The organism is Streptomyces sp. NPDC088554 (assembly GCF_044752945.1).
Lineage (GTDB): Bacteria > Actinomycetota > Actinomycetes > Streptomycetales > Streptomycetaceae > Streptomyces.
Genome location: NZ_JBIVMF010000029.1, coordinates 41,456 through 67,217, shown reverse-complemented (window position 1 = coordinate 67,217; position 25,762 = coordinate 41,456). Strand labels below are relative to the sequence as shown.

The window sequence follows — 25,762 nt, the reverse complement described above, 5'->3', positions numbered from 1 at the left end:
GGGACCCTGTGGGAGAGTAGGACGCCGCCGAACAATTATTGTGGGAATGCCCCGTACCAGGTATCTGGTGCGGGGCATTTCTGCGTTCAGGACCTGTATCCGTTTGGAGGGGAAGCGGAGCGCCGGCGGCCGACCCTGTTGTCGGCCCCGATCCCCTTGGGAAGCAGGTCCTGGGGAACCGTGTCAGGGGCTGTCCGGCGCGGTTTTGAGCACAGCTGATCATCGGGTATGCTTTATCTCGTTGCAGCGCCCCAATAGCTCAGTCGGTAGAGCGTCTCCATGGTAAGGAGAAGGTCTACGGTTCGATTCCGTATTGGGGCTCCGTAAAGGAAAGGCCCCCGCCTCTTGGCGGGGGCCTTTCGCGTTTCTGTGGAGTCGGCTCTGTCGTGTCAGCCGTGTTGGGGCTCCGGGACGCGCATCGTGAGGATGGCCATGTCGTCGGAGGCGGGCTCGGCGGCGAAGCGTTCGACCGCGCGCAGTACACGAGAGGCGACCGCGCCCGCGGTGAGGCCCGTACAGGTCCTCAGGACGTCGGCCAGGCCGTCGTCGCCCAGCATGCGAGTGCCCTCCCTGCGTTCCGTGACGCCGTCTGTGACGCAGAGGAGGACATCGCCCGGGTTCAGGGTGACGGTCTGCTCGTACAGCTCCAGGTCCTCCATGACGCCGAGCAACGGCTGCGGTTCCGCGGCCGGTTCGACGGTGCCGTCCTGGTGGAGGCGCAGGGGGAGCGGATGGCCGGCGCACACCACTTTGAGGAGTGCGCTGCCGTCTTCTTGTGGCCACAACTCGCCATAAAGAAGGGTGAGGAAGCGGCTGCGGGAGCCCTCGTCGAGGATTGCCGCGTTCAGCCGTTCGAGGACGGCGGGTCCGCCGAAGCCTTCGCGGGCCAGCAGGCGCAGCGCGTGCCGGGCGAGGCCGGTGACGGCGGCGGCTTCCGGGCCCGTACCGCAGACATCGCCGATGGCGAAGCCGTAGGCGCCGTCCCGGATGGGGAACAGGTCGTAGAAGTCGCCGCCGACCTCGTTGCCCTCGCCGGCGGCGCGGTAGATGACGTCGACTTCGACGCCGGGGACCTGGGGGAGGCCAGGCGGCAGCAGGCTGCGCTGGAGGGCCTGGCTGATGGCTGTGCGCTCCGAGTACAGACGGGCGTTGTCGAGGGCGAGGGCCGCTCGGCGGGAGAGGTCCTCGGCCAGCTCCAGGATTTCCTGGCGGAAGTGGTCGTCCGAGGGCTTGCCGAGGGTCAGCATGCCGATGACGCGGTTACGGGCGACCAGCGGCAGGACGACGGTCTCGCCGCCGACCGCCGCGGCGGTCGCCAGGGTGGTGCCCACGCTCGACGAGCGCTGGGAGATGAACTCGGCGGCGCTTCTGCCCAGGTCGCGCATGGAGGTGCGCAGGGCCGCCTGGTGGGCGGCGTCGGCGGGGGCGGTCCAGACACGGGCGCCGGGGGTCGGGACCGGGTCCGGGGGGTCGATTTTGGAGAGCAGGTCCTTCAGACCGTCGATGCGGTCCTCGTCCTCGTGCAGGACGTAGGAGAGATAGGGGTCCGACGCCTGGTCGGCGATTGTGTAGACGGCGCACCAGGTGGCGAGGGTGGGGACGGTCATCTGGGCCATCAGGGCGAGCGTCTGGTCACGGTCCAGGGTGCCCGCGAGCAGGTCGGAAGCCTCGACGAGGAAGGAGAGCGAACCACGGCGGAGCCGCTCCAGTTCGCCGAGGCGGGCCGATTCGACGGCCAGGGCGATCCGGTCCGCGGCGAACTGGAGGCGCAGCGCCTCCTCGTTGGAGTAGCGTCCGGCGCCTTCGGCGGCGACGCCCAGCGAGCCGGTGAGCCTGCCCTCGACCTTGAGCGGGACGGTGACGACGGAGCGCATTCCGGTGCCGGTCAGCAGGGGGACCGCGCCGGGGACGGCCGTCAGGTCCTCGTGGACGGCGGGCATCCTCGCCGAGCCGTAGCGGCCCGTGCCGGCCTCCACGGGGACGCGAGCGAAGCGCTGACGGGCCGAGGGCAGGCCGGTGGACGCCCGTACCTCCAGCTCGGTCTCGTCGTCCGTGGCCAGGAGCAGGAAGGCGGAGTCGCCGTCGAGCATGTCGCGGGCGCGTTCCACTGTGCGCTGGAGGAGGCCGTCGAGGTCGTCGGGGGCGGGGGAGCCGATGAAGACCTCGAAGGGGTCCGCGGCCCGGCTCTCGGCGCCGAGGTCGGAGGCGGGGGCACGCAGCGGGGTCTGGATGACGGCGCGTTCGTAGTCCCGTACGAGGAGACAGACCGTGGACGGCTCGCCGTGGGTGTCGCGTACCCGCAAGTGGGAGGCGTAGACGGGGACGACCCGGCCGTCGGCGCCCCGGATGCCGTAGCTGCCCTCCCAGCGGGAGAGCTGGAGGGCCTCGACGATTCCGGTACCGATGCCGGGGGTGTGGGGCCAGGCGGCGATGTCGGTGAGGGGCCTGCCGACGGCTTTCTCTGCGGTGTAGCCGAAGACCTGTTCCGCGTCCTCGTTCCAGCTGACGATGACACCCGCGCCATCGATCTGGATGACGGCCACGCGTACGCGCTCGTCGGCGACGGGCAGCAGACTGGTGGGGAGAACGGGGCCGGAGGAGCGGGTGCCGACCTGGCGCTGGGGGAGTTCGAGCTGGAACCAGACCTGTTTGTGGGTCGGGGTGTACTCGACGCCCCAGCGGGAGGCGAGGGCGGCGCAGAGCAGCAGCCCCCGGCCGTTCTCCTGGTCCGGGGCCGCGAAGGCGTGTCCGGACGCCTGGATGGGGACCTCGCGTTCGGGATAGCGGTCGCCGACCTCGACGCGGACGCCGTCCTCCGTACGGAGGCAGAGGACATCGGCGGAGGTGCCGGCGTGGACGACCGCGTTGGTGACGAGTTCGCTGGTGAGGACGACGGCGTCGTCGACGACATCGGAGTAGCCCCACCCCTGGAGCGTGTCACGGACAAAGGCGCGGGCCGTCGCCACGGACCGCCCTACCGGGTCGAAGGTGGCAGCCGCACGCGCGGTGATCACAGCACTCCCCATTGGTATTTCGTCGCTCCCCCGAGTCTGTGCCCGTTTCTTGCGGCGTCGATTCGTTAGCCAGGCTAGACGGTCGCCCTGGGCCACGTGCTACAGAGTCCGGACTCGGTGGAACTGATACCGTCCGGCGGCCGTGCGGCGGCTCACGCGGGGGAGCGGTAAGGGCGTCCGAAATGCCCTTGTAGGCTTCAACGATTTGACGCTCGTGTAGTCACGCCCCAACTGTGGTTGCGGCAGTGAGCCTCGGTGGAACACTGGGCAGGCTTGCGGAGAAACTCGGACAGTACGGAAAACCCCTGCGGGAGGGACACGGTGGAGTCTGGCATGGCGGCGCGTGGCACGCGTACGAAAAGCGGACGGTCCCGCAGCAATGGGACCGTCGAGGTGGACGCGGCGGAGCTGTACAGGCTGCTGACGGCCCTGGCGTCGATGCGGGACGGCAACTTCCGTAAGAGGCTGACGGTCTCCGGTGACGACGTGATGGCGGAGATCTCCGCCGTCTTCAACGAGGTCGCCGATCGTAATCTCCACCTCACGGGTGAACTGGCCCGGGTACGCAGGATGGTCGGGCGCGAGGGCAAGCTCACGGAGAGGCTGGAGACCGGGACGTGCGAGGGGTCCTGGGCCGCCGCGATCGACGCGTCGAACGCGCTGGTGGACGATCTGGCGCGGCCGGTCTCCGAGGTGGGCCGGGTGCTCTCCGCCGTCGCGGAGGGGGACCTGGAGCAGCGGATGGAGCTGCGCTCGCACTCCACGGACGGGGTGGAGCGGCCGCTGCGCGGTGAGTTCCTGAAGGTGGCCCGTACGGTCAACAACCTGGTCGACCAGCTTTCGGCGTTCACCGACGAGGTGACGCGGGTCGCGCTGGAGGTCGGTACCGAGGGCAAGCTCGGCGGCCAGGCCAAGGTGCGTGGTATGTCCGGATCGTGGAAGGACCTGACGGACTCGGTCAACACGATGGCGTACCGGCTCACGGCTCAGGTGCGTGATATCGCACTGGTCACGACGGCGGTCGCCAAGGGCGATCTGTCGCGCAAGGTCACGGTGCATGTGGCCGGTGAGATGCTCCAGCTGAAGAACACCGTCAACACGATGGTGGACCAGCTGTCGTCCTTCTCCTCCGAGGTCACGCGCGTGGCCAGGGAGGTCGGCACCGAGGGCGAGCTGGGCGGTCAGGCGACCGTGCCGGGCGTCGCCGGGGTGTGGAAGGACCTCACCGACTCGGTGAACACGATGGCCGGGAACCTGACCAGCCAGGTGCGGGGCATCGCCGAGGTCACCACCGCCATCGCCAATGGTGATCTGTCGCGCAAGGTCACGGTGAGCGCGCGCGGTGAGGTGGCCCAGCTCGCCGAGACGATCAACCAGATGACGGAGACGATCCGTACCTACGCGGACGAAGTGACGCGGGTGGCGAGCGAGGTCGGTGTCGAGGGCCGACTCGGTGTCCAGGCACAGGTGCCGGGCGCGGCCGGTACGTGGAAGGACCTCACGGACTCGGTCAATACCGTCTTCCGCAATCTCACCACGCAGGTGCGGGACATCGCGCAGGTGACGACGGCGGTGGCCAATGGCGATCTGTCGCAGAAGGTCACGGTCAATGTCGCGGGCGAGATGCTGGAGCTGAAGAACGCCATCAACACGATGGTGGATCAGCTCCAGTCGTTCGGTTCCGAGGTCACCCGGGTCGCGCGCGAGGTCGGCGTGGAGGGCCGGCTCGGCGGTCAGGCGGAGGTGCCGGGCGCGGCGGGCACCTGGAAGGACCTCACCGACTCGGTGAACACGGCCTTCCGCAACCTCACCGGTCAGGTGCGGGACATCGCGCAGGTGACGACGGCGGTCGCCAATGGCGATCTGACGCAGAAGGTCACGGTCAATGTGGCCGGCGAGATGCTGGAGCTGAAGAACACCGTCAACACGATGGTGTCGCAGCTGTCCTCGTTCGCCGATCAGGTGACCGTCATGGCACGGGATGTGGGTACGGAGGGACGGCTCGGCGGCCAGGCGCGGGTGGACGGCGTCAGCGGTACGTGGAAGGAACTCACCGACTCCGTCAACTTCATGGGAGGAAACCTCACCTCTCAGGTACGGCAGATCGCTCAGGTGACCACGGCGGTGGCGCGGGGGGATTTGTCGCAGAAGATCGACGTGGACGCCCGGGGTGAGATCCTGGAGTTGAAGAACACCATCAACACCATGGTCGATCAGCTCTCGGCCTTCGCCGAGCAGGTGACCAGGGTCGCGCGCGAGGTGGGTACGGACGGGCGGCTGGGCGGTCAGGCGCAGGTGCCCGGCGTGGCCGGTGTCTGGCGGGACCTGACCGATTCGGTGAACAGCATGGCGGGGAACCTGACCGACCAGGTCCGTAACATCGCCGGGGTCGCCACCGCGGTGGCGCGCGGTGATCTGTCGCAGAAGATCGACGTGGACGCGCGCGGCGAGATGCTGGAGCTGAAGAGCACCCTCAACACGATGGTGGACCAGCTCTCCGACTTCGCCGAGCAGGTGACGCGGGTGGCCCGCGAAGTGGGCACGGAAGGCATTCTGGGCGGCCAGGCGGAGGTGCAGGGCGTCTCCGGTACCTGGAAGGACCTCACCCAGTCCGTCAACTTCATGGCGTCCAACCTGACCTCGCAGGTCCGCAATATCGCCGAGGTGACGACGGCGGTCGCCATGGGCGACCTGTCGAAGAAGATCACCGTTGACGCCCGGGGTGAGTTCCTCGATCTGGTGACGACCGTCAACACGATGGTCGATCAGCTGCTGAACTTCGCGGACGAGGTGACGCGGGTCGCCCGTGAGGTGGGCACGGAGGGCATTCTCGGCGGGCAGGCCAGGGTCCGGGGAGTCACCGGGATCTGGAAGGACCTCAGCGACAACGTCAACACGATGGCCAACAACCTGACCAGTCAGGTGCGCAACATCTCCCGGGTGTCCTCCGCGGTCGCGCACGGTGATCTGACGAAGAAGGTGACGGTAGAGGCGCGCGGCGAGGTCGCGGAGCTGGCCGACACCGTCAACACCATGGTGACGACACTGTCGTCCTTCGCGGACGAGGTGACGCGGGTCGCCCGCGAGGTGGGCACGGAGGGCGAACTGGGCGGTCAGGCACGCGTTCCCGGCGTCTCCGGTACGTGGAAGGACCTGACCGAGTCCGTGAACTCGATGGCGTCCAATCTGACCGGGCAGGTCCGTCAGATCGCCACCGTCACCACCGCCATCGCCAAGGGCGATCTCACCAAGAAGATCGACATCGATGCCCGGGGCGAGATCCTGGAGCTCAAGAACACCATCAACACCATGGTCGACCAGCTCTCCTCCTTCGCCGACCAGGTCACCCGGGTGGCCCGTGAGGTGGGTACGGACGGCCAGCTGGGCGGTCAGGCGCGGGTGCGCGACGTCGACGGCACCTGGCGCGATCTGACCGAATCGGTGAACGAGATGGCCGGGAACCTGACGCGTCAGGTACGGGCCATCGCCGCCGTCGCCACGGCGGTGACCCGGGGTGATCTCAACCTCAAGATCGATGTCGACGCGGCGGGGGAGATCCAGGATCTCCAGGACAACATCAATACGATGATCGCCAATCTCCGTGACACCACCCTCGCCAACGAGGAGCAGGACTGGCTGAAGGGCAACCTCGCCCGGATCTCCGGTCTGATGCAGGGGCGGCGCGATCTCGACGATGTGGCCTCGCTCATCATGAGCGAACTGACCCCGGTGGTCTCGGCGCAGCACGGCGCGTTCTTCCTGGCGATGCAGACGGGCACGGTGCCGCAGGTCGGTACGGACGTCGGCAGGGACGCCTCGTACGAGCTGTGCATGCGCGGCAGTTACGGCTACTCGGCGGGTTCGATGCCGACCGCCTTCCGGCCCGGTGAGACCCTCATCGGCACGGCGGCCGAGGAGAAGCGCACCATCCAGGTCAATGTGCCGCCGGGGTATCTCAAGATCTCGTCCGGTCTGGGGGAGGCGTCGCCGGCACATGTGATCGTGCTGCCGGTGCTCTTCGAGGGGAAGGTTCTCGGGGTGATCGAGCTGGCGTCGTTCCAGCCGTTCACCCATATCCAGCGGGACTTCCTGAACCAGATCGCCGAGATGATCGCGACGAGTGTCAACACCATCAGCGTCAACTCGAAGACCGAGGTGCTGCTGAAGCAGTCGCAGGAGCTGACCGAACAGCTGCGGGAGCGATCGGCCGAGCTGGAGAACCGGCAGGAGGCCCTTCAGGAGTCCAACGCGGAGCTGGAGGAGAAGGCCGAACTGCTGGCCCGGCAGAACCGCGACATCGAGGTGAAGAACACCGAGATCGAAGAGGCCAGGCAGGTGCTGGAGGAGCGGGCCGAGCAGCTCGCCGTCTCGATGCGCTACAAGTCGGAGTTCCTGGCGAACATGTCGCACGAGCTGCGCACTCCGCTCAACTCGCTGCTCATTCTGGCCAAGCTGCTCGCGGACAACGCCGAGTCGAACCTCTCCCCGAAGCAGGTGGAGTTCGCGGAGACGATCCATGGAGCGGGTTCCGATCTGCTCCAGCTGATCAACGACATCCTCGATCTGTCGAAGGTCGAGGCGGGCAAGATGGATGTCAGCCCGACACGGATCGCGCTGGTTCAGCTCGTCGACTACGTGGAGGCGACTTTCCGGCCGCTCACGGCGGAGAAGGGGCTCGACTTCTCCGTACGGGTGTCGCCGGAGCTGCCCGCGACGCTGCACACGGATGAACAGCGGCTCCTTCAGGTGCTGCGCAATCTGCTGTCCAACGCGGTGAAGTTCACCGACGGCGGTGCGGTGGAGCTGGTGATCAGGCCGGCGGCCGCGGATGTGCCCGACGCGATCAGGGAGCAGTTGCTGGAGGCCGGTTCGCTGCGGGACGCGGACGGTGATCTGATCGCGTTCTCGGTCACCGACACCGGGATCGGGATCGCGGCGAGCAAGATGCGGGTGATCTTCGAGGCGTTCAAGCAGGCGGACGGTACGACCAGCCGCAAGTACGGCGGTACGGGGCTCGGCCTGTCCATCAGCCGGGAGATCGCGCGGCTGCTCGGCGGCGAGATCCACGCGGCGAGCGAGCCGGGGCGCGGCTCGACCTTCACGCTCTATCTGCCGCTCCACCCGAGCGAGCTGCCCCCACAGGGCTATCCGCAGCTGGCGCCCGCGGGGATGCAGCACACCCAGGGGCGCGGACCGGACACCGGAGGGACCGCGGAGGCCATGGACCAGCCGGGAGCCGAGGCGTTCCCGCCTCCGGAACTGCCGGGTTCCGGCGCGCTGTTCCGGCATCGGCGCAAGGAAACGGGCGCGGGGGAACGTACCGGCGCCGCCACGGGCTCCGGCGTGGGCCGGGGCGGCTCTTCCCGGTCCTCCGGGGGGCTGAGCGGGATCCGGCGGGGGGCGCAGGACTCGTGGGGTGCCGGCGCGGCCGCCGCGGGGCGCCAGCAGGCGTTCAGGGAGGCGGCCGAGGAGCCGGCGCGGGCGGTCCGTACCTTTTCGTTCTCCGGTGAGAAGGTGCTGATCGTCGACGACGACATCCGCAATGTCTTCGCCCTCACGAGCGTGCTGGAGCAGCACGGTCTGTCGGTGCTGTACGCGGAGAACGGCCGGGAGGGCATCGAAGTCCTGGAGCAGCACGATGATGTGACGGTCGTGCTGATGGACATCATGATGCCGGAGATGGACGGATACGCGACGACGACGGCGATCCGCAGGATGCCGCAGTTCGCCGGAATGCCCATTATCGCGCTGACCGCTAAGGCGATGAAGGGCGATCGGGAGAAGGCGCTCGACGCCGGAGCTTCCGCCTATGTGACGAAGCCGGTTGACCCCGATCATCTGCTGTCGGTGATGGAGCAGTGGATGAACGACAAGTGACGAGTTGTGACGCGGTTGATGAGGATGTGACGAACCGTCCGTCCACGGGGGCGTGTGAGCCGCTGGGATTCGGGGAACCTTCTCGTCCCCCGCTACGTTTCAGGCTTCGAGCACAGTGACATCGCGGTGACAGGGTGTGGCGACAGGCGGGGTGCGGCTACCATGACCGGCACAAGGACGGACGGCGTAAGGGAGTCGTCCCCTGGGGCGGCGCCCGGCGGTTTGCCGGGCCCGGCAAGTAGGGGGCGCCCCATGCCGGGGCGAGGAGGGCGGGCGGCCATGGTGCAGAAGGCCAAGATCCTCCTGGTCGATGACCGGCCGGAGAATCTGCTGGCGCTGGAGGCGATTCTCTCCGCGCTCGATCAGACACTGGTGCGGGCATCGTCAGGAGAGGAAGCGCTCAAAGCGCTGTTGACGGATGACTTCGCGGTCATTCTGCTGGATGTCCAGATGCCGGGGATGGACGGTTTCGAGACCGCCGCGCACATCAAACGGCGGGAGCGTACGCGCGACATCCCGATTATTTTCCTCACAGCCATCAACCATGGTCCGCACCACACCTTCCGCGGGTACGCGGCGGGTGCGGTGGACTACATCTCGAAGCCGTTCGATCCCTGGGTGCTGCGTGCCAAGGTCTCGGTCTTCGTCGAGCTGTACATGAAGAACTGTCAGCTCAAGGAGCAGGCCGAGCTGCTCAGGCTCCAGCTGGCCGGGGCGGGCGAGGCGCGGGAGCCGACCGGTCTGCTGGCCGAACTGTCCGCGCGGCTGGCGGCAGTTGAGGAGCAGGCCGAGGCGCTCTCCAAGCAGTTGGACGACGACGCGGCGGATGCCTCAGCCGTGGCCACCGCCGCCCATCTGGAGCGCAAACTCACGGGTCTGCGGCGGGCGCTGGACGCGTTGGGGCCGGGGACGGGCAGTGGCCCGCCGCCGTTCTCCTCGCCGAACTGACGCGGCGGCGGTTGCGGTGGCGGTCGTGGCGGCGTGAAGCCGCGTCAGTTTCCTGCCGAGTTGCGGACGACACGGACGGGTGAAGCGGTAGGCACACGTGTCCACAGGCGTTCACACCGGTAACCTCACCACCATGGCCTCACGTACGTCCGGCAATGGTTCCCAGGACACGGCGGACACCGCAAAGCCGCGGGCCGGCCGTACGACCGGCGCGGCGAAAGCGGCGCCCGCCAGGAAGACCACGGCGAAGAAGACCGCGCCCGCGAGGAAGGCACCGGCCAGGAAGGCACCTGCGAAGAAGGCCGCCGCCAGGCCGGTGCCCAAGCCCGCGCCGTCCCCGACCGGAGGGGTGTACCGGGTCGTCCGCGCGCTGTGGCTCGGGGTATGGGCATTGTTCCGTGGCATAGGGCGTGGGGCGAAGGGGCTTGATCCGGCCCACCGCAAGGATGGGGCGGCACTGCTGCTGGTCGGTTTCGCCCTGGTTGTTCTGGTCGGTACGTGGACGAATCTGCATGGTCCGGTCGGTTATTTGGTTGAAACGTTCATCACCGGGGCCTTCGGCCGCCTTGATTTGGTGGTGCCGCTGTTGCCAGCTGTCATCGCTGCACGGCTGATCTTCCACCCAGAGAAGCCTGAGGCCAACGGGCGGATCGTCATCGGGCTCTCTGCTCTAGTTCTCAGTGTGCTCGGGCTGGTCCACATTGCTTGTGGTGCTCCTGGACGTGACGAAGGAACGTCCGGGATACGGGACGCGGGCGGGTGGATCGGCTGGGCCGCCTCCATGCCATTGGTCTTTGCCGTGGGCAAGTTTCTGGCCGTAGTGCTGCTCCTGTTGCTGACGGTCTTTGGCTTGTTGGTTGTCACTGCTACACCGATTACTACGATTTTGCGGCGGCCGCAGACGCCCAGGCCGTCTTTTGGACCCGAGCATTTCGATGACGAGCGGTACGACGACGAGCGGTACGACGAGCAGTGGCGTGAGGCGCTGCCCGGGGCCGGTGCGCGGCGGTCCGCCGGGCGGCGGAACAGGCCGCCGGGGGAGTACGAACCCGACCAGGCCGAGGCGGAGGCGCTCTCCAGGAGGCGCAGGCCGCGCCGTACGCCCGTACCGCCGGGGACGGACCGGCCCATGGACGCCGTGGATGTGGCGGCGGCAGCGGCGGCGGCGCTGGACGGGGCCGTACTCAACGGGATGCCGCCCTCGCCGATCGTCGCGGACCTCACCCAGGGCATCTCCGTGGACCGGGCGCGCAGACCGGGGCAGCGGGCCGGGGAGCGGGCGGACACGTCCGGCGAGGTCTCCGGGGAGCACTCCATGCCCGTACCGACAGCACGCGAGGCGGAGAAGCGGCCCGCGGGGGCGCGTCCGGGCGTGGCCGTCGTCGCGGATCTCACCAAGCCCGCGCCGCCGCAGGACAAGGCGCTGCCCCCGCGCGCCGAGCAGCTCCGGCTGCGCGGCGACATCACGTACTCGCTGCCGTCGCTCGACCTGCTGGAGCGCGGCGGCCCCGGCAAGACGCGCAGCGCCGCCAATGACGTGGTCGTCGCCTCACTGAGCAATGTCTTCATGGAGTTCAAGGTCGACGCGGCCGTCACCGGCTTCACCCGGGGGCCGACGGTCACGCGGTACGAGGTGGAGCTGGGCCCGGCCGTGAAGGTCGAGCGGATCACGGCGCTCACCAAGAACATCGCCTACGCCGTCGCCAGCCCCGACGTACGGATCATCTCCCCGATCCCGGGGAAGTCCGCGGTCGGCATCGAGATCCCCAACACCGATCGCGAGATGGTCAACCTCGGCGATGTGCTGCGTCTCGCGGACGCCGCCGAGGACGACCATCCGATGCTGGTCGCGCTCGGCAAGGACGTCGAGGGCGGCTACGAGATGGCCAACCTGGCGAAGATGCCGCACCTGCTGGTCGCGGGGGCGACCGGCTCCGGCAAGTCGTCCTGCATCAACTGCCTGATCACCTCGGTGATGGTCCGGGCGACCCCGGAGGACGTCCGGATGGTCCTCGTCGACCCCAAGCGGGTCGAGCTGACCGCGTACGAGGGCATCCCGCACCTGATCACGCCGATCATCACCAACCCCAAGCGGGCCGCCGAGGCGCTCCAGTGGGTCGTACGCGAGATGGATCTGCGCTACGACGATCTGGCCGCCTACGGCTACCGGCATATCGACGACTTCAACAAGGCCGTGCGCGACGGCAAGGTCAAGGTGCCCGAGGGCAGCGAACGGGAGCTGGCGCCGTATCCGTATCTGCTGGTCATCGTCGACGAGCTGGCGGATCTGATGATGGTCGCACCGCGTGATGTCGAGGACGCCATCGTCCGTATCACCCAGTTGGCCCGCGCCGCCGGTATCCATCTGGTGCTCGCCACCCAGCGGCCCTCGGTCGATGTCGTCACCGGTCTGATCAAGGCGAACGTGCCCTCGCGGCTCGCCTTCGCGACCTCGTCGCTCGCCGACAGCCGGGTGATCCTCGACCAGCCGGGCGCGGAGAAGCTGATCGGCAAGGGGGACGGGCTGTTCCTGCCGATGGGGGCGAACAAACCGACCCGTATGCAGGGCGCCTTTGTCACCGAGGACGAGATCGCGGCGATCGTCCAGCACTGCAAGGATCAGATGGCACCCGTCTTCCGGGACGACGTGGTCGTCGGGACGGCGAAGAAGAAAGAGGTCGACGAGGACATCGGCGACGATCTCGATCTGCTCTGCCAGGCCGTCGAACTGGTGGTGTCCACCCAGTTCGGCTCGACCTCGATGCTCCAGCGGAAGCTGCGGGTCGGTTTCGCCAAGGCGGGCCGGCTGATGGATCTGATGGAATCGAGGAACATCGTCGGACCGAGCGAGGGGTCCAAAGCGCGCGATGTGCTGGTCAAAGCGGATGAACTGGATGGTGTGCTCGCCGTGATCGGGGGGGAGTCGCTTTCCTGAAGGGCCCCGTGATGTCCCGCGGTGGTGTCACGACCTGTTCGGCTGTGGCGACGCGACGCGCCGGGAATCGTAATTCCGGGTGATTTTTCCGGGATACGCGGGGAAGCTGGAGGGCAACCGTTTCCCTTGCGCAGACGTCAAGTTGGGCAGAGGAATGGCATCCTGTTCCCCTGTCACGCCGTCCGGCCATTCCGATGGCGTACAAAGTGCATCCGCCCGGTTGCCCCACCCTTTCGTACCACCCATAGACTGAACGTCCAGCAGGTGGCTACACGCTCGAAAGGCGCCCCCGTGTCCATCGGCAAATCCTCCGACGGCAAGTCCTCGGACGACCACATCCCAGACGACCGCGCCCCCGACGGAAATATTCCCGAGGGCGGCTTTTCCGACGGCACCTCAGCTGGAACCGAGCGGCCCTCGATCGGCCGGGCGCTTCAGCAAGCACGTATCGCCGCCCATCTGACCGTCGACGAGATCAGCGGTTCCACCCGGGTGCGTATCCCCATCGTGCACGCGATCGAGCAGGACGACTTCTCGCGCTGCGGTGGCGATGTGTACGCCCGCGGGCACATCCGGATGCTCGCGCGGGCGGTCGGGCTCGACCCCCAGCCCCTGATGGAGCAGTTCGACGCCGAGCACGGCGGGCGTCCCGCGCCGACGCCCGCGGCACCGAGGTTCGAGGCGGAGCGGATCCGTCCGGAGCGGCGCCGTCCCAACTGGACCGCCGCCATGGTCGCCGCGATCGTCGCCGTGGTCGGCTTCGTCGGCTTCACCCTTGTCAACGGCGGCGTCGGCGATACGAAGAACAAGCAGGTCGCCGAGGGGGCGCAGCCCGAACAGCCCGACCTCAAGCCCACCCCGATCAAGAAGGCGGACCCGAAGCCCGAGCCGTCGGACAGCGCCATCGCCGCCGCGCCGCGCGACAAGGTCACGGTGAAGCTGTCGGCCATGGAGGACAAGAGCTGGATCTCCGCCAAGGCGCACAACGGAAAGCTGCTGTTCGACGGGATCCTCGTCAAGGGCGACTCCAAGACCTTCCAGGACGACGAGCAGATCGATCTGATCCTCGGAAACGCCGGGGCGATCGAGCTGTATGTGAACGGCAAGAAGGTCGAGGACGAGTTCCAGCCCGGCCAGATCGAGCGGCTTTCGTACACGCAGGGTGACCCCGAGATCGGCTGATCAACCCTGCACGGTAGGGGCGGGGCCAGGACAAAGTAGTCTTGAGCCCATGCCCGAACGCCGCACCGTCGCCCTCGTCACTCTTGGCTGCGCCCGTAATGAGGTGGACTCGGAGGAGCTTGCAGGCCGCTTGGCAGCGGACGGCTGGGAGCTCGTCCAGGACGCCTCCGAGGCGGATGTCGCCGTCGTCAACACCTGTGGCTTCGTCGAAGCCGCCAAGAAGGACTCCGTCGACGCCCTCCTCGAAGCCAACGATCTCAAGGACCAGGGCAGAACCCAGGCCGTCGTGGCCGTGGGCTGCATGGCCGAGCGGTACGGCAAGGAGCTGGCCGAGGCCCTGCCCGAGGCGGACGGCGTACTCGGTTTCGACGACTACGCCGATATCTCCGACCGGCTCCAGACCATTCTGAACGGCGGCATCCACGCCGCCCACACCCCGCGCGACCGCCGCAAGCTGCTGCCGCTGAGCCCGGTCGAGCGGCAGGGCGCCGACGTCGCGCTGCCCGGCCACGCGCAGACCGCGGTGGTCCCGGCCCCCGAGGACCTGCCGGACGGGCTGGCCCCCGCCTCCGGGCCGCGCGCGCCCCTGCGCCGGCGCCTCGACACCAGCCCCGTCGCGTCGGTGAAGCTGGCGTCCGGCTGCGACCGCCGCTGCTCCTTCTGCGCGATTCCGTCGTTCCGCGGCTCCTTCATCTCCCGCCGCCCCTCCGATGTGCTGGGCGAGACGCGCTGGCTGGCCGAGCAGGGCGTCAAGGAGGTCATGCTCGTCTCCGAGAACAACACGTCGTACGGCAAGGACCTCGGTGACATCCGCCTGCTGGAGACCCTGCTGCCGGAGCTGGCCGCCGTCGACGGGATCGAGCGGGTACGGGTCAGCTACCTCCAGCCCGCCGAGATGCGGCCGGGGCTGATCGACGTCCTGACCTCGACGCCCAAGGTCGCGCCGTACTTCGACCTCTCCTTCCAGCACTCGGCGCCCGGCGTGCTGCGCGCGATGCGGCGGTTCGGTGACACCGACCGCTTCCTGGAGCTGCTGGAGACCATTCGGGGCAAGGCGCCGCAGGCCGGTGTGCGCTCCAACTTCATCGTGGGCTTCCCCGGCGAGACCGAGGCGGACTTCGCCGAGCTGGAACGCTTCCTCACGGGCGCGCGGCTCGACGCCATCGGGGTCTTCGGCTACTCGGACGAGGACGGCACCGAGGCCGCCACGTACGACGGCAAGCTGGACCAGGACGTGGTCTCCGAGCGGCTGGCGCATCTGTCGCGGCTGGCCGAGGAGCTGACCGCCCAGCGGGCCGAGGAGCGGCTCGGGGAGACTCTTGAGGTGCTCGTCGAGTCGATCGACCCGGAGGGCGACAACGGCGAGGCCGCGATCGGCCGTGCGGCCCATCAGGCGCCCGAGACGGACGGCCAGGTGATCTTCACCTCGCGCGAAGGCCTGCGTCCCGGCCGTATGGTCGAGGCAAAGGTGGTCGGCACCGAGGGCGTGGACCTGGTGGCCGAGTGCTTCGACCTTCCGGGGGGCGACTCCCGGATCCCGGACGAGGAGGCGGCCAGATGACCGGAGTCCCGGCGCCCGCGGCGGGCGGCGGCGCGACGCCGGTGCAGGGTGGCGCCGGCGCCGACTCGGTGTCTGGTGGTGTGGGCGGGAAGCCGCCGGCCGGGAGAGCGACGGATTCTGCCGGTGGTGCGGGTGGGAGCCCGGTGCCCGAAGGGACCGGCGTCGCGGGAGTGAAGGCGGCGCCCGGGGGCAAGCTGGGGGCTGCCGCGGTCAACCAGGCCAGCCTGTGGAACATCGCCAATATCCTCACCATGGTCCGGCTGCTGCTGGTGCCCGGATTCGTCCTGCTGCTGCTCCAGGACGGCGGGTTCGACCCCGTGTGGCGGGCCTGGGCCTGGGCGGCCTTCGCCGTCGCCATGATCACCGATGTCTTCGACGGCCATCTGGCCCGTACGTACAACCTGGTCACCGACTTCGGGAAGATCGCCGACCCCATCGCGGACAAGGCGATCATGGGGGCGGCGCTGATCTGTCTCTCCGCCCTCGGTGATCTGCCGTGGTGGGTGACGGGCGTCATCCTTTTCCGTGAACTCGGGATCACGCTGATGCGTTTCTGGGTGATCCGGCACGGGGTCATCCCGGCCAGCCGGGGCGGCAAGGTGAAGACCCTGGCGCAGGGTGTGGCCGTGGGGATGTACGTACTGGCGCTGACCGGGCCGCTGGCCACGCTGCGTTTCTGGGTCATGGCCGTCGCCGTCGCGCTGACGGTGCTCACGGGGCTCGACTACGTACGGCAGGCGATCGTCCTGCGGCGTCAGGGGCTCGCGGCGGAGCGCGCCGAGGCGGAGTCCGCGCGGTGAACGACGCGGGGGGTCCGGCCGGGGAGGGCGCGGTGGAGATCCGCGCGGCCCGGGTGCTGGAGGCCCTGGCGGAGCGCGGCAGCACACTGGCCGTCGCGGAATCCCTGACCGGCGGCCTGGTGGCCGCGGAGCTGACGGCGGTCCCCGGCGCGTCCCGGAGCTTCCGCGGGTCCGTGACGGCCTATGCGACGGACCTCAAACGGGACGTCCTGGGCGTCGACGGGCCCCTTCTGGAGGAGCGCGGCGCGGTCGACGCCGAGGTCGCGCGCCAGATGGCGGCCGGGATACGGCGGACGCTCGGCGCCGACTGGGGCGCGGCGACGACGGGGGTCGCGGGCCCCGATCCACAGGACGGGCGGCCGGTCGGCACCGTGTACGTGGCGGTCGCGGGACCCGAAGGTGTGGGGAAAGTGGCCGAGCTGCGGTTGAACGGCGGCCGGGCGGACATCCGTAAAGAGAGTGTACGGAGCGTACTCGGACTGCTCCTCGGCGAACTGTCCGGGAACGGGCGGGCACAGGATACGGAACAGAACGGGGGGACTTGATGTTTGCAGCCCTGAGTGAACACGACATCGCTCCCCGCACGGCCGCAGCGCAAGGCGGTACGGTGGGGCGTGAAGGATGCGGCTACGCGGTCCGAGGAGGGAGCCACCGATGATTCTGCTCCGTCGCCTGCTGGGTGACGTGCTGCGTCGGCAGCGCCAGCGCCAGGGCCGTACTCTGCGCGAAGTCTCCTCGTCCGCCCGAGTCTCGCTCGGCTATCTCTCCGAGGTGGAGCGGGGGCAGAAGGAGGCATCCTCCGAGCTGCTCTCCGCGATTTGCGACGCGCTTGACGTACGGATGTCAGAGCTCATGCGTGAAGTGAGCGACGAACTGTCACTGGCGGAGCTGGCCGCGTCGGCGGCGGCGAACGAGCCGTTGCCTGCGCCAGTACGCCCCATGCTCAATTCCGTCTCTGTGACGTCGGTGGCCGGAGTGCCGACGGAGCGGGTGACGATCAAGGCGCCTGCGGAGGCGGTGGATGTCGTCGCCGCCTGAGCCGCAGGGCTTGGGGTTTCGGTTTCGGAAGCTTTGATGTGAGCCCCGACCGGTCTTGTACCGGTCGGGGCTTTGTCGTGCCTGCCCCAGAGTGACCGTTTTATTCCATTTGTGTCATGGTGGGGGATGGTGGGGGGAAGCTGTGAAGCGACTGGAGGCACGGATGTCTGTCGTGAGGAGTTCCCTGTCCGAGGCGGACCTGAAGCGGGTGGGCGAGGCGTTGCAGGGCGCACTCGTGGATCTGGTGGACCTCTCGCTGGTGGCCAAGCAGGTCCACTGGAACATCGTCGGGCCGCGCTTCAGGTCCGTACACCTTCAGCTCGACGAAGTGGTGGCCACGGCGCGGCAGCACTCGGACACGGTCGCGGAACGGGCGTCGGCGATCGGGGTGACGCCGGACGGGCGGGCCGCGACGGTGGCGGCGACGAGCGCGATCGGCGCCGTACCCCCGGGGTGGATCAAGGACGTGGACGCGGTACGGATCCTGGTGGACGCGCTCGGCGCGGTGGTCACGCGGATGCGGGAACGGGTCAAGGTGACCGACGAGCCGGATCCGGTGACGCAGGATGTGCTGATCCAGGTGACCGCGGATCTGGAGAAGCACGCGTGGATGTTCCAGGCGGAGAGCGCTTAGTCAGGACCCGGTCCGGAGCGGACAGGCGTCGAGAGGCGCGGGGTGGAGCGCCGGGGTGCCGGGGGCATGGGGGAAGCGCGGAACCTCGCTCGAAAGTCGTCCGCTTCCGGTGGCCGCCGGGAACGTCCCGCTCGGGGCTTGTTCTGGATGCGATTGTTCTGGATGCGGTGGGCGTGGCGGCGGGGGAGACTGCCGAAGAGGCGGTGCCCGGCGCCCGGCAGGGGCGCGGAGGCGGGCGCTGTTCACCACTCGGGAGACCCGCACGCCGGGTGCGCATCCCCCGCGCGTCTCCTGTACGTCCGATGCGCCCTCCCGGCGCGTGATCGTGCGGGGCTAGCGTCGGTCGGAGGGAGGCAGCCATGGTACGGCGATGGACCCCTCTGCCGGCTCTCGCGCTGGGCGGGGTGTGGTGGTGGGCCGTGCTGCGGCTCGCGCTGGAGCCCGAGCACACCGGGCTGGTGGAGGGGGCGGTGGCGGCGGGCGGATGGGGGCTGAGCCTGCTGCCCGTGCATGTGGCGGCGTCACGGCGCCGCCCGGACGCGGGCTGTCAGCGCGAGGGGCCCGACTGGCACCGCGGGCACCAGTAGACGGGGCGTCCGTCCTGGTCGGTCGTACGGATGGGGGTGCCGCAGCGGGGGCAGGGGCGGCCCGCGCGGCCGTACACGTACAAGCGCCGCCCGGAGCCCGGTCGGTTCCGGTTGGCTTCGAGCAGTTTCTTGGCCGCGATGACCAGGCGCTCGGGCTCGGGGAGTTCGCCGATGGGGAGCCAGGGGGTCGCCCGCACGGCGAAGCAGGTCTCGGACTTGAAGACATTGCCGATCCCGGCGAGATTGCGCTGGTCGAGCAGGGCCTCCCCGAGGGGCCGGGCGGGGGCGGCCAGCAGATTGCGCAGAGCGAGAACCGGATCCCAGTCGGGGCCGAGCAGATCGGGGCCGAGATGGCCGACCACCCGCTCCTCGTCGCCGGTGCGCAGCAGCTCCAGGACGGGGAGGCGGTAGCCGACCGCGGTGTGTCCGGCGGTGCCGAGAACGGCCCGGATCTGATGCGCGGGACCACCGCGCCAGCGCTCGTCCGGGGCGTAGACCTTCCACGAGCCGTCCATACGCAGATGGGAGTGGAGAGTGAGGCCGCCTTCGATACGGGTGAGCAGGTGTTTACCGCGCGGGGTGACGTCCAGGACGGTCCGGCCGGTGAGGTCGGCGGTCGCGAACCGGGGGACCCGCAGGTCGAAACGGGTCAGCGGGTGCCCGGCGAGCGCGGTGTGCAGGCGCTGGGCGGTCTGCCGGACGGTGTCTCCTTCGGGCATGCCCTCCATGATGTGCGGGATGTGGCTCGGGTGTCTCAGGCGCGCAGACGCAGCCCCCTGGGGGTGGCGTGGAAGCCGGCGGACTCAAGGGCACGGCCCAGGGGGGATGTCAGCGCAGAGGAGCCGTTGGCCCGCTCCACGGTGACCGTGCCCAGCGCTCCCGCGCGGGCCGAGCCCGCCAGGGCCGAGGCCGCGGCCCGGAGCGCGGGGTCCTCCGGGTCCGTCGCCCAGGCGAGCAGCGTCTTGCCGCCGCGCTCCATGTAGAGCGTCAGCTCCCCGTCGACCAGCACGACCAGCGAACCCGCCTTCCGGCCCGGCTTGTGGCCCGCCCCGGCCGGGGGCTCCGGCCAGGCGAGCGCGGCGCCGTACGCGTTGGCAGGGTCGGCCGCGGCCAGGACCACGGCGTGGGGCACGGGAGGCGACTGCGCCCGGTCCCGGGCCGTCGCCGTCGCGCGCAGCCGGTCGACCGCGCCGTCCATGGCGAACTGGGCGGCGCCCAGCCCCTCGACGACATAGCCGCGCCGGGCCTGCCCGCTGTCCTCGAAGGCGGACAGCACGCGGTACGTCGCGGAGAAGCCGCCCGCCACGCCTTCGGCCGCGACCGCGCCACGGGTCACCACACCGTGCCGGTCGAGGAGGGTCCTGGCCAGCGCGTGGGCGCGGTGTGTGGGCTCCGGCTCCGGGGCGGGGAGCAGCGACCAGCGGCCGCTGACCGTCGGCGGGCCCGTACGGGAAGCGGCTCTGGGCGCGGGCGTGCCGTACCGCCCGCGGGGGACCGGGCGGCGAGCGCGGTGGGCCGTGGAGCCCGCGGTGCGGCCGGAGCCGAGCAGCGAGCGCAGCGGCGCCAGGGTGTCGTTGGTCAGCCGGCCGGACCAGGCCAGCTCCCAGACGGCGTCGGCCAGCTGCGGATCGGTCGCCTCGGGGTGGGTGGTGGCGCGGACCTGGTCGGCGATCTGCCGGAAGAACAGGCCGTAGCCGCCGGTGAGGGTGGTCAGGACCGATTCGTGGAGGGAGGTCGGCTCCAGGGGGCGTGGCGGCGGGAGCAGCAGCGGTGCGGCGTCGGCGGGATACAGCGAGAGCCAGCCGTCCTTGCCGGGCAGGGCGCCCGCCCCGGCCCACAGCACCTCGCCCGTGGTGGTCAGCTCGTCCAGGAGCGCGGGGGTGTAGTCGGAGACGCGGGACGGGAGGATCAGCTTCTCCAGCGCCGACGCGGGCACGGGAGCCCCCTGGAGCTGCTCGATCGCGCGGGCGAGCCCGTCGATGCCGCGCAGGGTGTCGCCGCTCAGATGCTGCCACTGCGGCAGGAACGCAGCCAGGGCGGCGGGCGGCACCGGCTCCAGCTCCTGGCGCAGCGCGGCCAGGGAACGGCGACGCAGCCGACGCAGCACGGTGGCGTCGCACCACTCCTGGCCGATGCCGGAGGGGTGGAACTCGCCCTGGACGACCCGGCCGCTCGCGGCGAGTCGCTGGAGGGCGCCGTCCGTGACCGCCGTGCCGAGACCGAACCGTCCGGCGGCCGTGGACGAGGTGAAGGGGCCGTGGGTACGGGCGTGGCGGGCCAGGAGATCGCCCAGGGGGTCCTTGACCGGCTCGGTGAACGCCTCGGGGACGCCCACCGGCAGCGCCGTGCCCAGGGCGTCCCGCAGCCGGCCCGCGTCCTCGATCGCCGCCCAGTGATCGGCTCCGCCGATCCGTACCCTGATCGCGCGGCGGGCCGTGGCCAGTTCCTCGGGCCAGGAGGCCCGCGCGCCGCGCTCGGCCAGCTCGCCGTCCGTCAGCGGGCCGAGGACCCGCAGCAGGTCGGCGACGCCCTCGATGTCCTTGACCCGGCGGTCCTCGGTGAGCCACCGCAACTCCCGCTCCAGCTCGGTGAGGACCTCCGGGTCGAGCAGCTCGCGCAGCTCGGCCTGGCCCAGCAGCTCGGCCAGCAGCCGCGAGTCCAGGGACAGGGCGGCGGCCCGGCGCTCCGCGAGGGGGGAGTCGCCCTCGTACAGGAACTGGGCGACGTACCCGAAGAGCAGGGAGCGGGCGAAGGGCGAGGGCTCGGTGGTGGTGACCTCGATCAGCCGGACCCGGCGGGACTCGATGTCGCCCATCAGCTCGACGAGACCGGGGACGTCGAAGACATCCTGGAGGCACTCCCGCACCGCCTCCAGCACGATGGGGAACGATCCGAACTCGCTCGCCACCTGGAGGAGCTGGGCGGCGCGCTGGCGCTGCTGCCAGAGCGGGGTGCGCTTGCCGGGGCTGCGGCGCGGCAGCAGCAGGGCCCGCGCCGCGCACTCCCGGAAGCGGGAGGCGAAGAGCGCGGAGCCGCCCACCTGGTCGGTGACGATCCCGCGGATGTCGCCCCCGTCGAAGGCGATGTCCGCCGCGCCGAGAGGGGCCTGCTCGCCGTCAAGGACGGAGCCCGGCCGGTCCCGCTCGCCGTCCAGCAGGTCGAGACCCATCAGATCGGCGTCGGGGAGCCGCAGCACAATGCCGTCGTCGGCATGCATGACCTGCGCGTCCATGCCGTACCGCTCGGCGAGCCGGGCCCCGAGCGCAAGCGCCCACGGAGCGTGCACCTGAGCCCCGAAGGGGGAGTGGACGACCACGCGCCAGTCGCCCAGCTCATCGCGGAACCGCTCGACGAGGATGGTCCGGTCGTCGGGGACATGACCGCAGGCCCGGCGCTGCTCGTCCAGGTACGACAGCAGATTCCCGGCGGCCCAGGCGTCCAGCCCCGCGGCCGTCAGCCGCCGCCGGGCGTCCTCCTCGGGGAGTGAACCGACCTCGCGCAGGAACGCGCCCACGGCCCGGCCCAGCTCCAGCGGGCGGCCCAGCTGGTCGCCCTTCCAGAACGGGAGCCGCCCGGGGGCGCCCGGGGCGGGGGAGACCAGGACGCGGTCGCGGGTGATGTCCTCGATACGCCAGGACGAGGTGCCCAGGGTGAAGACATCACCCACCCGGGACTCGTACACCATCTCCTCGTCCAGCTCGCCGACGCGGCCGCCGCCCTTCTTGGGGTCGCTCCCCACGAGGAAGACGCCGAAGAGACCTCGGTCGGGGATCGTGCCGCCCGAGGTGACGGCGAGGCGCTGCGCTCCGGGGCGGCCCGTGACCGTACCGGTGACGCGGTCCCAGACCACCCGCGGACGCAGCTCCGCGAAGGCGTCGGAGGGATAGCGCCCGGCGAGCATGTCCAGCACCGAGGTGAAGGCCGACTCGGGCAGCGAGGCGAACGGCGCGGCACGGCGGACCAGGTCGAGCAGGTCGTCGGCCTGTCTGGTGTCCAGCGCCACCATGGCGACCAGCTGCTGGGCCAGCACATCCAGCGGGTTGGCGGGCACGTGCAGCGCCTCGATGGATCCGCTGCGCATCCGCTCGGTGACCACGGCGGCCTGCACCAGATCGCCCCGGTACTTCGGGAAGACGACGCCCGTGGAGACCGCGCCCACCTGGTGACCGGCGCGGCCGACCCGCTGGAGGCCGGAGGCGACCGAGGGCGGCGACTCGACCTGGATGACCAGATCCACCGCCCCCATGTCGATGCCCAGTTCCAGGCTTGAGGTGGCCACGACCGCGGGCAGCCGGCCCGCCTTGAGGTCCTCCTCGACCTGGGCGCGCTGCTCCTTGGAGACCGAGCCGTGGTGCGCGCGGGCCAGCAGGGCGGGCGCGCCCCTGGCCGCGCCCGACTGGGCCATGATCTCGGCGGGGACGGGCGACGTGGGCAGGACGGAGGGGGCGCCGGCCGGGTCGAAGGAGCTCCCCGTCGCGCGTTCGTACGCGATCTCGTTCAGCCGGTTGCACAGCCGCTCGGCCAGCCGACGGGAGTTGGCGAAAACGATCGTGGAGCGGTGTGCCTGGACGAGATCGGCGATCCGCTCCTCCACATGCGGCCAGATCGAGGGCTTCTCCGCGCCGTCGGCCTGCGGCCCGGGGGAATCCGGCCCCAGGGAACCCGGCGCGGGCGAGTTCGACCGGGGGGAGTTCGATACGGGGGAGCCGCCCAGCTCGCCCAGATCCTCGACCGGGACGACCACGGAGAGATCGAACTCCTTGCCGGAGGGCGGCTGGACGATCTCGACCCGCCGTTGTGGCGACAGATAGCGGGCGACCTCCTCCACCGGACGTACCGTCGCCGACAGCCCGATCCGGCGGGCCGGGCGCGGCAGCAGCTCGTCCAGCCGCTCCAGGGACAGGGCGAGATGGGCGCCCCGCTTCGTCCCGGCGACGGCGTGCACCTCGTCCAGGATCACCGTTTCGATCCCGGTGAGGGCGTCCCTGGCCGAGGAGGTGAGCATCAGGAAGAGCGACTCGGGGGTGGTGATCAGGATGTCCGGCGGCTTCGTGGCCATCGACCGTCGCTCGGCGGCCGGGGTGTCGCCCGAGCGGATCCCGACCCGCACCTCCGGCTCCGGCAGTCCACGGCGGGCGGACTCCTGCCGGATTCCGGTGAGGGGGCTGCGCAGATTGCGCTCGACATCGACCGCGAGCGCTTTGAGCGGTGATACGTACAGCACCCGGCAGCGCTTCTTCGCCTCCGCGGGCGGCGGGGCCGAGGCCAGCCGGTCGAGGGCGGCGAGAAACGCGGCCAGCGTCTTCCCGGAGCCGGTCGGGGCCACGACCAGCACGTCCGAGCCCTCCGCGATGGCGCGCCAGGCCCCCTCCTGTGCCGGGGTCGGCGCGGAGAAGGCCCCCGTGAACCAGCCACGGGTCGCGGGGGAGAAGGAGTCGAGTGCGGTCCCTGCCATGTCCCCCATCGTGCACCCCACCACTGACAAACGCCCGGACCTGCGGAAATGGTCGTGGAGCGGCGGAAGTACGCAGATTCGCGGAGCGGCGGCAGCACGCGGAACGGAGGCATGGCGGACCGGGAGCAGGCGCGGCACTGGCGCCACCCCGGCCTGCCCGGCGTGGACCTGTTGCGGCGCGCTACGTCGGCAAGAGATTGCTGCGGCACACCCACGGGAGTTTCGTGATCGCGGCGATCACGGGCGGCGTCGCCCGGCTTCCGGCTCCGGTGGTCGAGGACCCGTACCCGCCCGGCTCGTCCACCAGGTGCTGCGCGTCGCCGACGAGGGCAACGCGCTCGCCGTGGACACCTTGCGGAGGGGCACTTCACCAGGATCGTCGGCGTGCCGCCGGGCGCCTACCGCAGGGAACGGGCGCCGGGCGGGGGTTGACTCACGGGTACCGCAGCGGGCGGATGCCGGGGGAGAACCCGAACGAAAGAACGTACAAGACCGGAACGGGCACGCGCGCGTACTGTCCGGGACGTGGCAGAACAGACAGCGTCCGCTTCCGCGGACATACCGGCAGGCGCCCCCGGGGGAAACCCGGCAGGGCCTGCCCCCGTATCCAAACCGGATTCCGCCGTCGTACGGGACGCCCTGGGCGTGGGCGTCGCCGTAGGGCTCTCCGGCTTCGCCTTCGGTGTCACCTCGGCGGGCGCGGGCCTGACCGTGGCGCAGACCTGCGCGCTCAGCCTGCTGGTCTTCACCGGAGCCTCGCAGTTCGCGCTCGTCGGCGCGCTCGCGGCGGGCGGCAATCCGCTCACGGCCGCGGCGGGCGCGTTCTTCCTGGGGGTGCGCAACACGTTCTACGGGCTGCGGCTCTCCCAGCTGCTGCGGCTGCCGGGGCCCGTACGCCCGCTGGCCGCCCAGTGGGTGATCGACGAGACCGCGGCCGTCGCCCTCGCCCAGCCCACCCGGCGCGCCGCCCGTATCGGCTTCACGGTCACCGGGCTCTCGCTGTACGTGCTCTGGAACCTCACCACCCTGGCCGGAGCGCTGGGTGCGGAGGCGCTCGGAGACACGGACGCGTGGGGGCTCGACGGGGCGGGTCCCGCCGTCTTCCTCGCGCTGCTCGCGCCCATGCTCCGTACCGCCACCGAGCGGGCGGTCGCGGGGCTCGCGGTGGTGCTGGGACTCGGCGCGCTGCCGGTGCTGCCCGCCGGTGTGCCGGTGCTGGTCGCGGCTCTGGCGGCCCCCCTCGTCCTGTGGTGCGCGGGCCGTAGGCCGGCCGGCCGAGGACCGGCCGACGGTGACGAGGGGGCCGGCCGGTGAACATCTGGATCGCGATCGGTTTGACCGCCGTCAGCTGTTACCTCGTCAAGCTGCTGGGGCTGCTCGTCCCCGCCGGGGTGCTGGAGCGCCCGCTCGTCCAGCGGCTGTCGGCCCTGCTGCCGGTGGCCCTGCTCGCCGCCCTCACCGCGCAGCAGACCTTCAGCGCGCAGGGCGCACTCGTCCTGGACGCCCGGGGCGCGGGGCTCGCGGCGGCGGCGCTCGCGCTGGTCCTGCGCGCTCCGTTCCTGGTGGTCGTGGCCGCGGCGGTGGTGGTCACGGCGGGGGTGCGGGCGAGGGGGGGGGGGGGGGGGGCCCCCCCCCCCCCCCCGGGCCCCCCGGGGCCCCCCCCCCCCCCGGGCGCCCATAGGGCCGGGCACCACGGGGGTGCCCCGCGCCCCCACCCCCCCCGGGGCCGGC

14 protein-coding genes, 1 tRNA gene and 1 pseudogene are annotated in these 25,762 nt (G+C 70.4%); 13 read left to right on the top strand and 3 right to left on the bottom strand.

Annotated elements, in window-relative coordinates; genetic code table 11:
- The first annotated feature begins 248 nt into the window (after positions 1–248).
- Positions 249–321, top strand: a tRNA-Thr gene (locus ACIP8W_RS27465).
- 68 nt (positions 322–389) lie between these two features.
- On the opposite strand, the gene ACIP8W_RS27460 is transcribed toward ACIP8W_RS27465, so the two are convergent.
- On the bottom strand, positions 390–3,026 hold the full coding sequence (locus ACIP8W_RS27460) for a SpoIIE family protein phosphatase (RefSeq protein WP_401958526.1): 2,637 nt from the start codon (positions 3,024–3,026) through the stop codon (positions 390–392).
- Between the two features lie 321 nt (positions 3,027–3,347).
- Between ACIP8W_RS27460 and ACIP8W_RS27455 the strand changes: the two genes are divergently transcribed.
- The 10 genes from ACIP8W_RS27455 (at position 3,348) to ACIP8W_RS27410 (ending at position 18,576) form a co-directional block, all read left to right on the top strand.
- Positions 3,348–8,891 carry a HAMP domain-containing protein gene (locus tag ACIP8W_RS27455; RefSeq protein ID WP_402205016.1) on the top strand — a complete coding sequence of 1,848 codons (5,544 nt, stop codon included), beginning with the start codon at positions 3,348–3,350 and terminating at the stop codon, positions 8,889–8,891.
- Positions 8,892–9,170: 279 nt separating this feature from the next.
- Positions 9,171–9,839 carry a two-component system response regulator gene (locus tag ACIP8W_RS27450; RefSeq protein WP_401958521.1) on the top strand — a complete coding sequence of 223 codons (669 nt, stop codon included), beginning with the start codon at positions 9,171–9,173 and terminating at the stop codon, positions 9,837–9,839.
- Positions 9,840–9,972: 133 nt separating this feature from the next.
- A complete protein-coding gene (locus tag ACIP8W_RS27445) occupies positions 9,973–12,774 on the top strand; it encodes a DNA translocase FtsK (RefSeq protein ID WP_401958519.1) in 2,802 nt (933 codons plus the stop codon).
- 366 nt (positions 12,775–13,140) lie between these two features.
- Entirely contained in the window at positions 13,141–13,956 is an 816-nt protein-coding gene (locus tag ACIP8W_RS27440; RefSeq protein WP_402205018.1) for a helix-turn-helix domain-containing protein, read from the top strand.
- A 49-nt stretch (positions 13,957–14,005) separates the two neighbouring features.
- A complete protein-coding gene (rimO, locus tag ACIP8W_RS27435) occupies positions 14,006–15,517 on the top strand; it encodes a 30S ribosomal protein S12 methylthiotransferase RimO (RefSeq protein ID WP_401958517.1) in 1,512 nt (503 codons plus the stop codon).
- Positions 15,514–16,317, top strand: coding sequence for a CDP-diacylglycerol--glycerol-3-phosphate 3-phosphatidyltransferase (pgsA, locus tag ACIP8W_RS27430; protein WP_401958515.1), 804 nt, complete (start codon positions 15,514–15,516; stop codon positions 16,315–16,317). Before rimO ends, pgsA begins: the two co-directional genes overlap by 4 nt.
- Complete coding sequence (locus tag ACIP8W_RS27425; protein ID WP_401958513.1) at positions 16,314–16,862, top strand: CinA family protein; 549 nt, start codon at positions 16,314–16,316, stop codon at positions 16,860–16,862. Before pgsA ends, ACIP8W_RS27425 begins: the two co-directional genes overlap by 4 nt.
- Positions 16,863–16,971: 109 nt before the next feature.
- Positions 16,972–17,355 (top strand): helix-turn-helix domain-containing protein, encoded by a 384-nt coding sequence (locus tag ACIP8W_RS27420; RefSeq protein ID WP_401958510.1) that lies wholly within the window; start codon positions 16,972–16,974, stop codon positions 17,353–17,355.
- A gap of 163 nt (positions 17,356–17,518) precedes the next feature.
- Positions 17,519–17,989: a Dps family protein gene (locus tag ACIP8W_RS27415; protein WP_401958508.1), complete on the top strand. Its 471-nt coding sequence runs from the start codon at positions 17,519–17,521 to the stop codon at positions 17,987–17,989.
- A 359-nt stretch (positions 17,990–18,348) separates the two neighbouring features.
- Complete coding sequence (locus tag ACIP8W_RS27410) at positions 18,349–18,576, top strand: hypothetical protein (protein ID WP_401958507.1); 228 nt, start codon at positions 18,349–18,351, stop codon at positions 18,574–18,576.
- On the opposite strand, the gene ACIP8W_RS27405 is transcribed toward ACIP8W_RS27410, so the two are convergent.
- Together ACIP8W_RS27405 and ACIP8W_RS27400 are read right to left on the bottom strand one after the other, a co-directional pair.
- Positions 18,537–19,295 carry an Fpg/Nei family DNA glycosylase gene (locus ACIP8W_RS27405; RefSeq protein WP_401958504.1) on the bottom strand — a complete coding sequence of 253 codons (759 nt, stop codon included), beginning with the start codon at positions 19,293–19,295 and terminating at the stop codon, positions 18,537–18,539. The genes ACIP8W_RS27410 and ACIP8W_RS27405 overlap by 40 nt on opposite strands.
- Positions 19,296–19,330: 35 nt before the next feature.
- A complete protein-coding gene (locus ACIP8W_RS27400) occupies positions 19,331–24,031 on the bottom strand; it encodes an ATP-dependent helicase (RefSeq protein WP_402205012.1) in 4,701 nt (1,566 codons plus the stop codon).
- A gap of 525 nt (positions 24,032–24,556) precedes the next feature.
- Here ACIP8W_RS27400 and ACIP8W_RS27395 point away from each other — a divergent pair.
- Entirely contained in the window at positions 24,557–25,345 is a 789-nt protein-coding gene (locus ACIP8W_RS27395; protein ID WP_402205010.1) for an AzlC family ABC transporter permease, read from the top strand.
- A pseudogene (locus ACIP8W_RS27390) lies at positions 25,342–25,647 on the top strand (AzlD domain-containing protein); the annotation flags it as partial. The gene ACIP8W_RS27395 and the pseudogene ACIP8W_RS27390, both read left to right, overlap by 4 nt.
- Positions 25,648–25,762 lie beyond the last annotated feature (115 nt).

What these genes read in the sequence shown, in the direction of transcription:
- ACIP8W_RS27460 (WP_401958526.1), bottom strand. Translation starts at nt 3,026, where the DNA reads ATGGGGAGTGCTGTGATCACCGCGCGTGCGGCTGCCACCTTCGACCCG.
- ACIP8W_RS27455 (WP_402205016.1), top strand. Translation starts at nt 3,348, where the DNA reads ATGGCGGCGCGTGGCACGCGTACGAAAAGCGGACGGTCCCGCAGCAAT.
- ACIP8W_RS27450 (WP_401958521.1), top strand. Translation starts at nt 9,171, where the DNA reads ATGGTGCAGAAGGCCAAGATCCTCCTGGTCGATGACCGGCCGGAGAAT.
- ACIP8W_RS27445 (WP_401958519.1), top strand. Translation starts at nt 9,973, where the DNA reads ATGGCCTCACGTACGTCCGGCAATGGTTCCCAGGACACGGCGGACACC.
- rimO (WP_401958517.1), top strand. Translation starts at nt 14,006, where the DNA reads ATGCCCGAACGCCGCACCGTCGCCCTCGTCACTCTTGGCTGCGCCCGT.
- pgsA (WP_401958515.1), top strand. Translation starts at nt 15,514, where the DNA reads ATGACCGGAGTCCCGGCGCCCGCGGCGGGCGGCGGCGCGACGCCGGTG.
- ACIP8W_RS27420 (WP_401958510.1), top strand. Translation starts at nt 16,972, where the DNA reads ATGATTCTGCTCCGTCGCCTGCTGGGTGACGTGCTGCGTCGGCAGCGC.
- ACIP8W_RS27415 (WP_401958508.1), top strand. Translation starts at nt 17,519, where the DNA reads ATGTCTGTCGTGAGGAGTTCCCTGTCCGAGGCGGACCTGAAGCGGGTG.
- ACIP8W_RS27410 (WP_401958507.1), top strand. Translation starts at nt 18,349, where the DNA reads ATGGTACGGCGATGGACCCCTCTGCCGGCTCTCGCGCTGGGCGGGGTG.
- ACIP8W_RS27405 (WP_401958504.1), bottom strand. Translation starts at nt 19,295, where the DNA reads ATGCCCGAAGGAGACACCGTCCGGCAGACCGCCCAGCGCCTGCACACC.
- ACIP8W_RS27400 (WP_402205012.1), bottom strand. Translation starts at nt 24,031, where the DNA reads ATGGCAGGGACCGCACTCGACTCCTTCTCCCCCGCGACCCGTGGCTGG.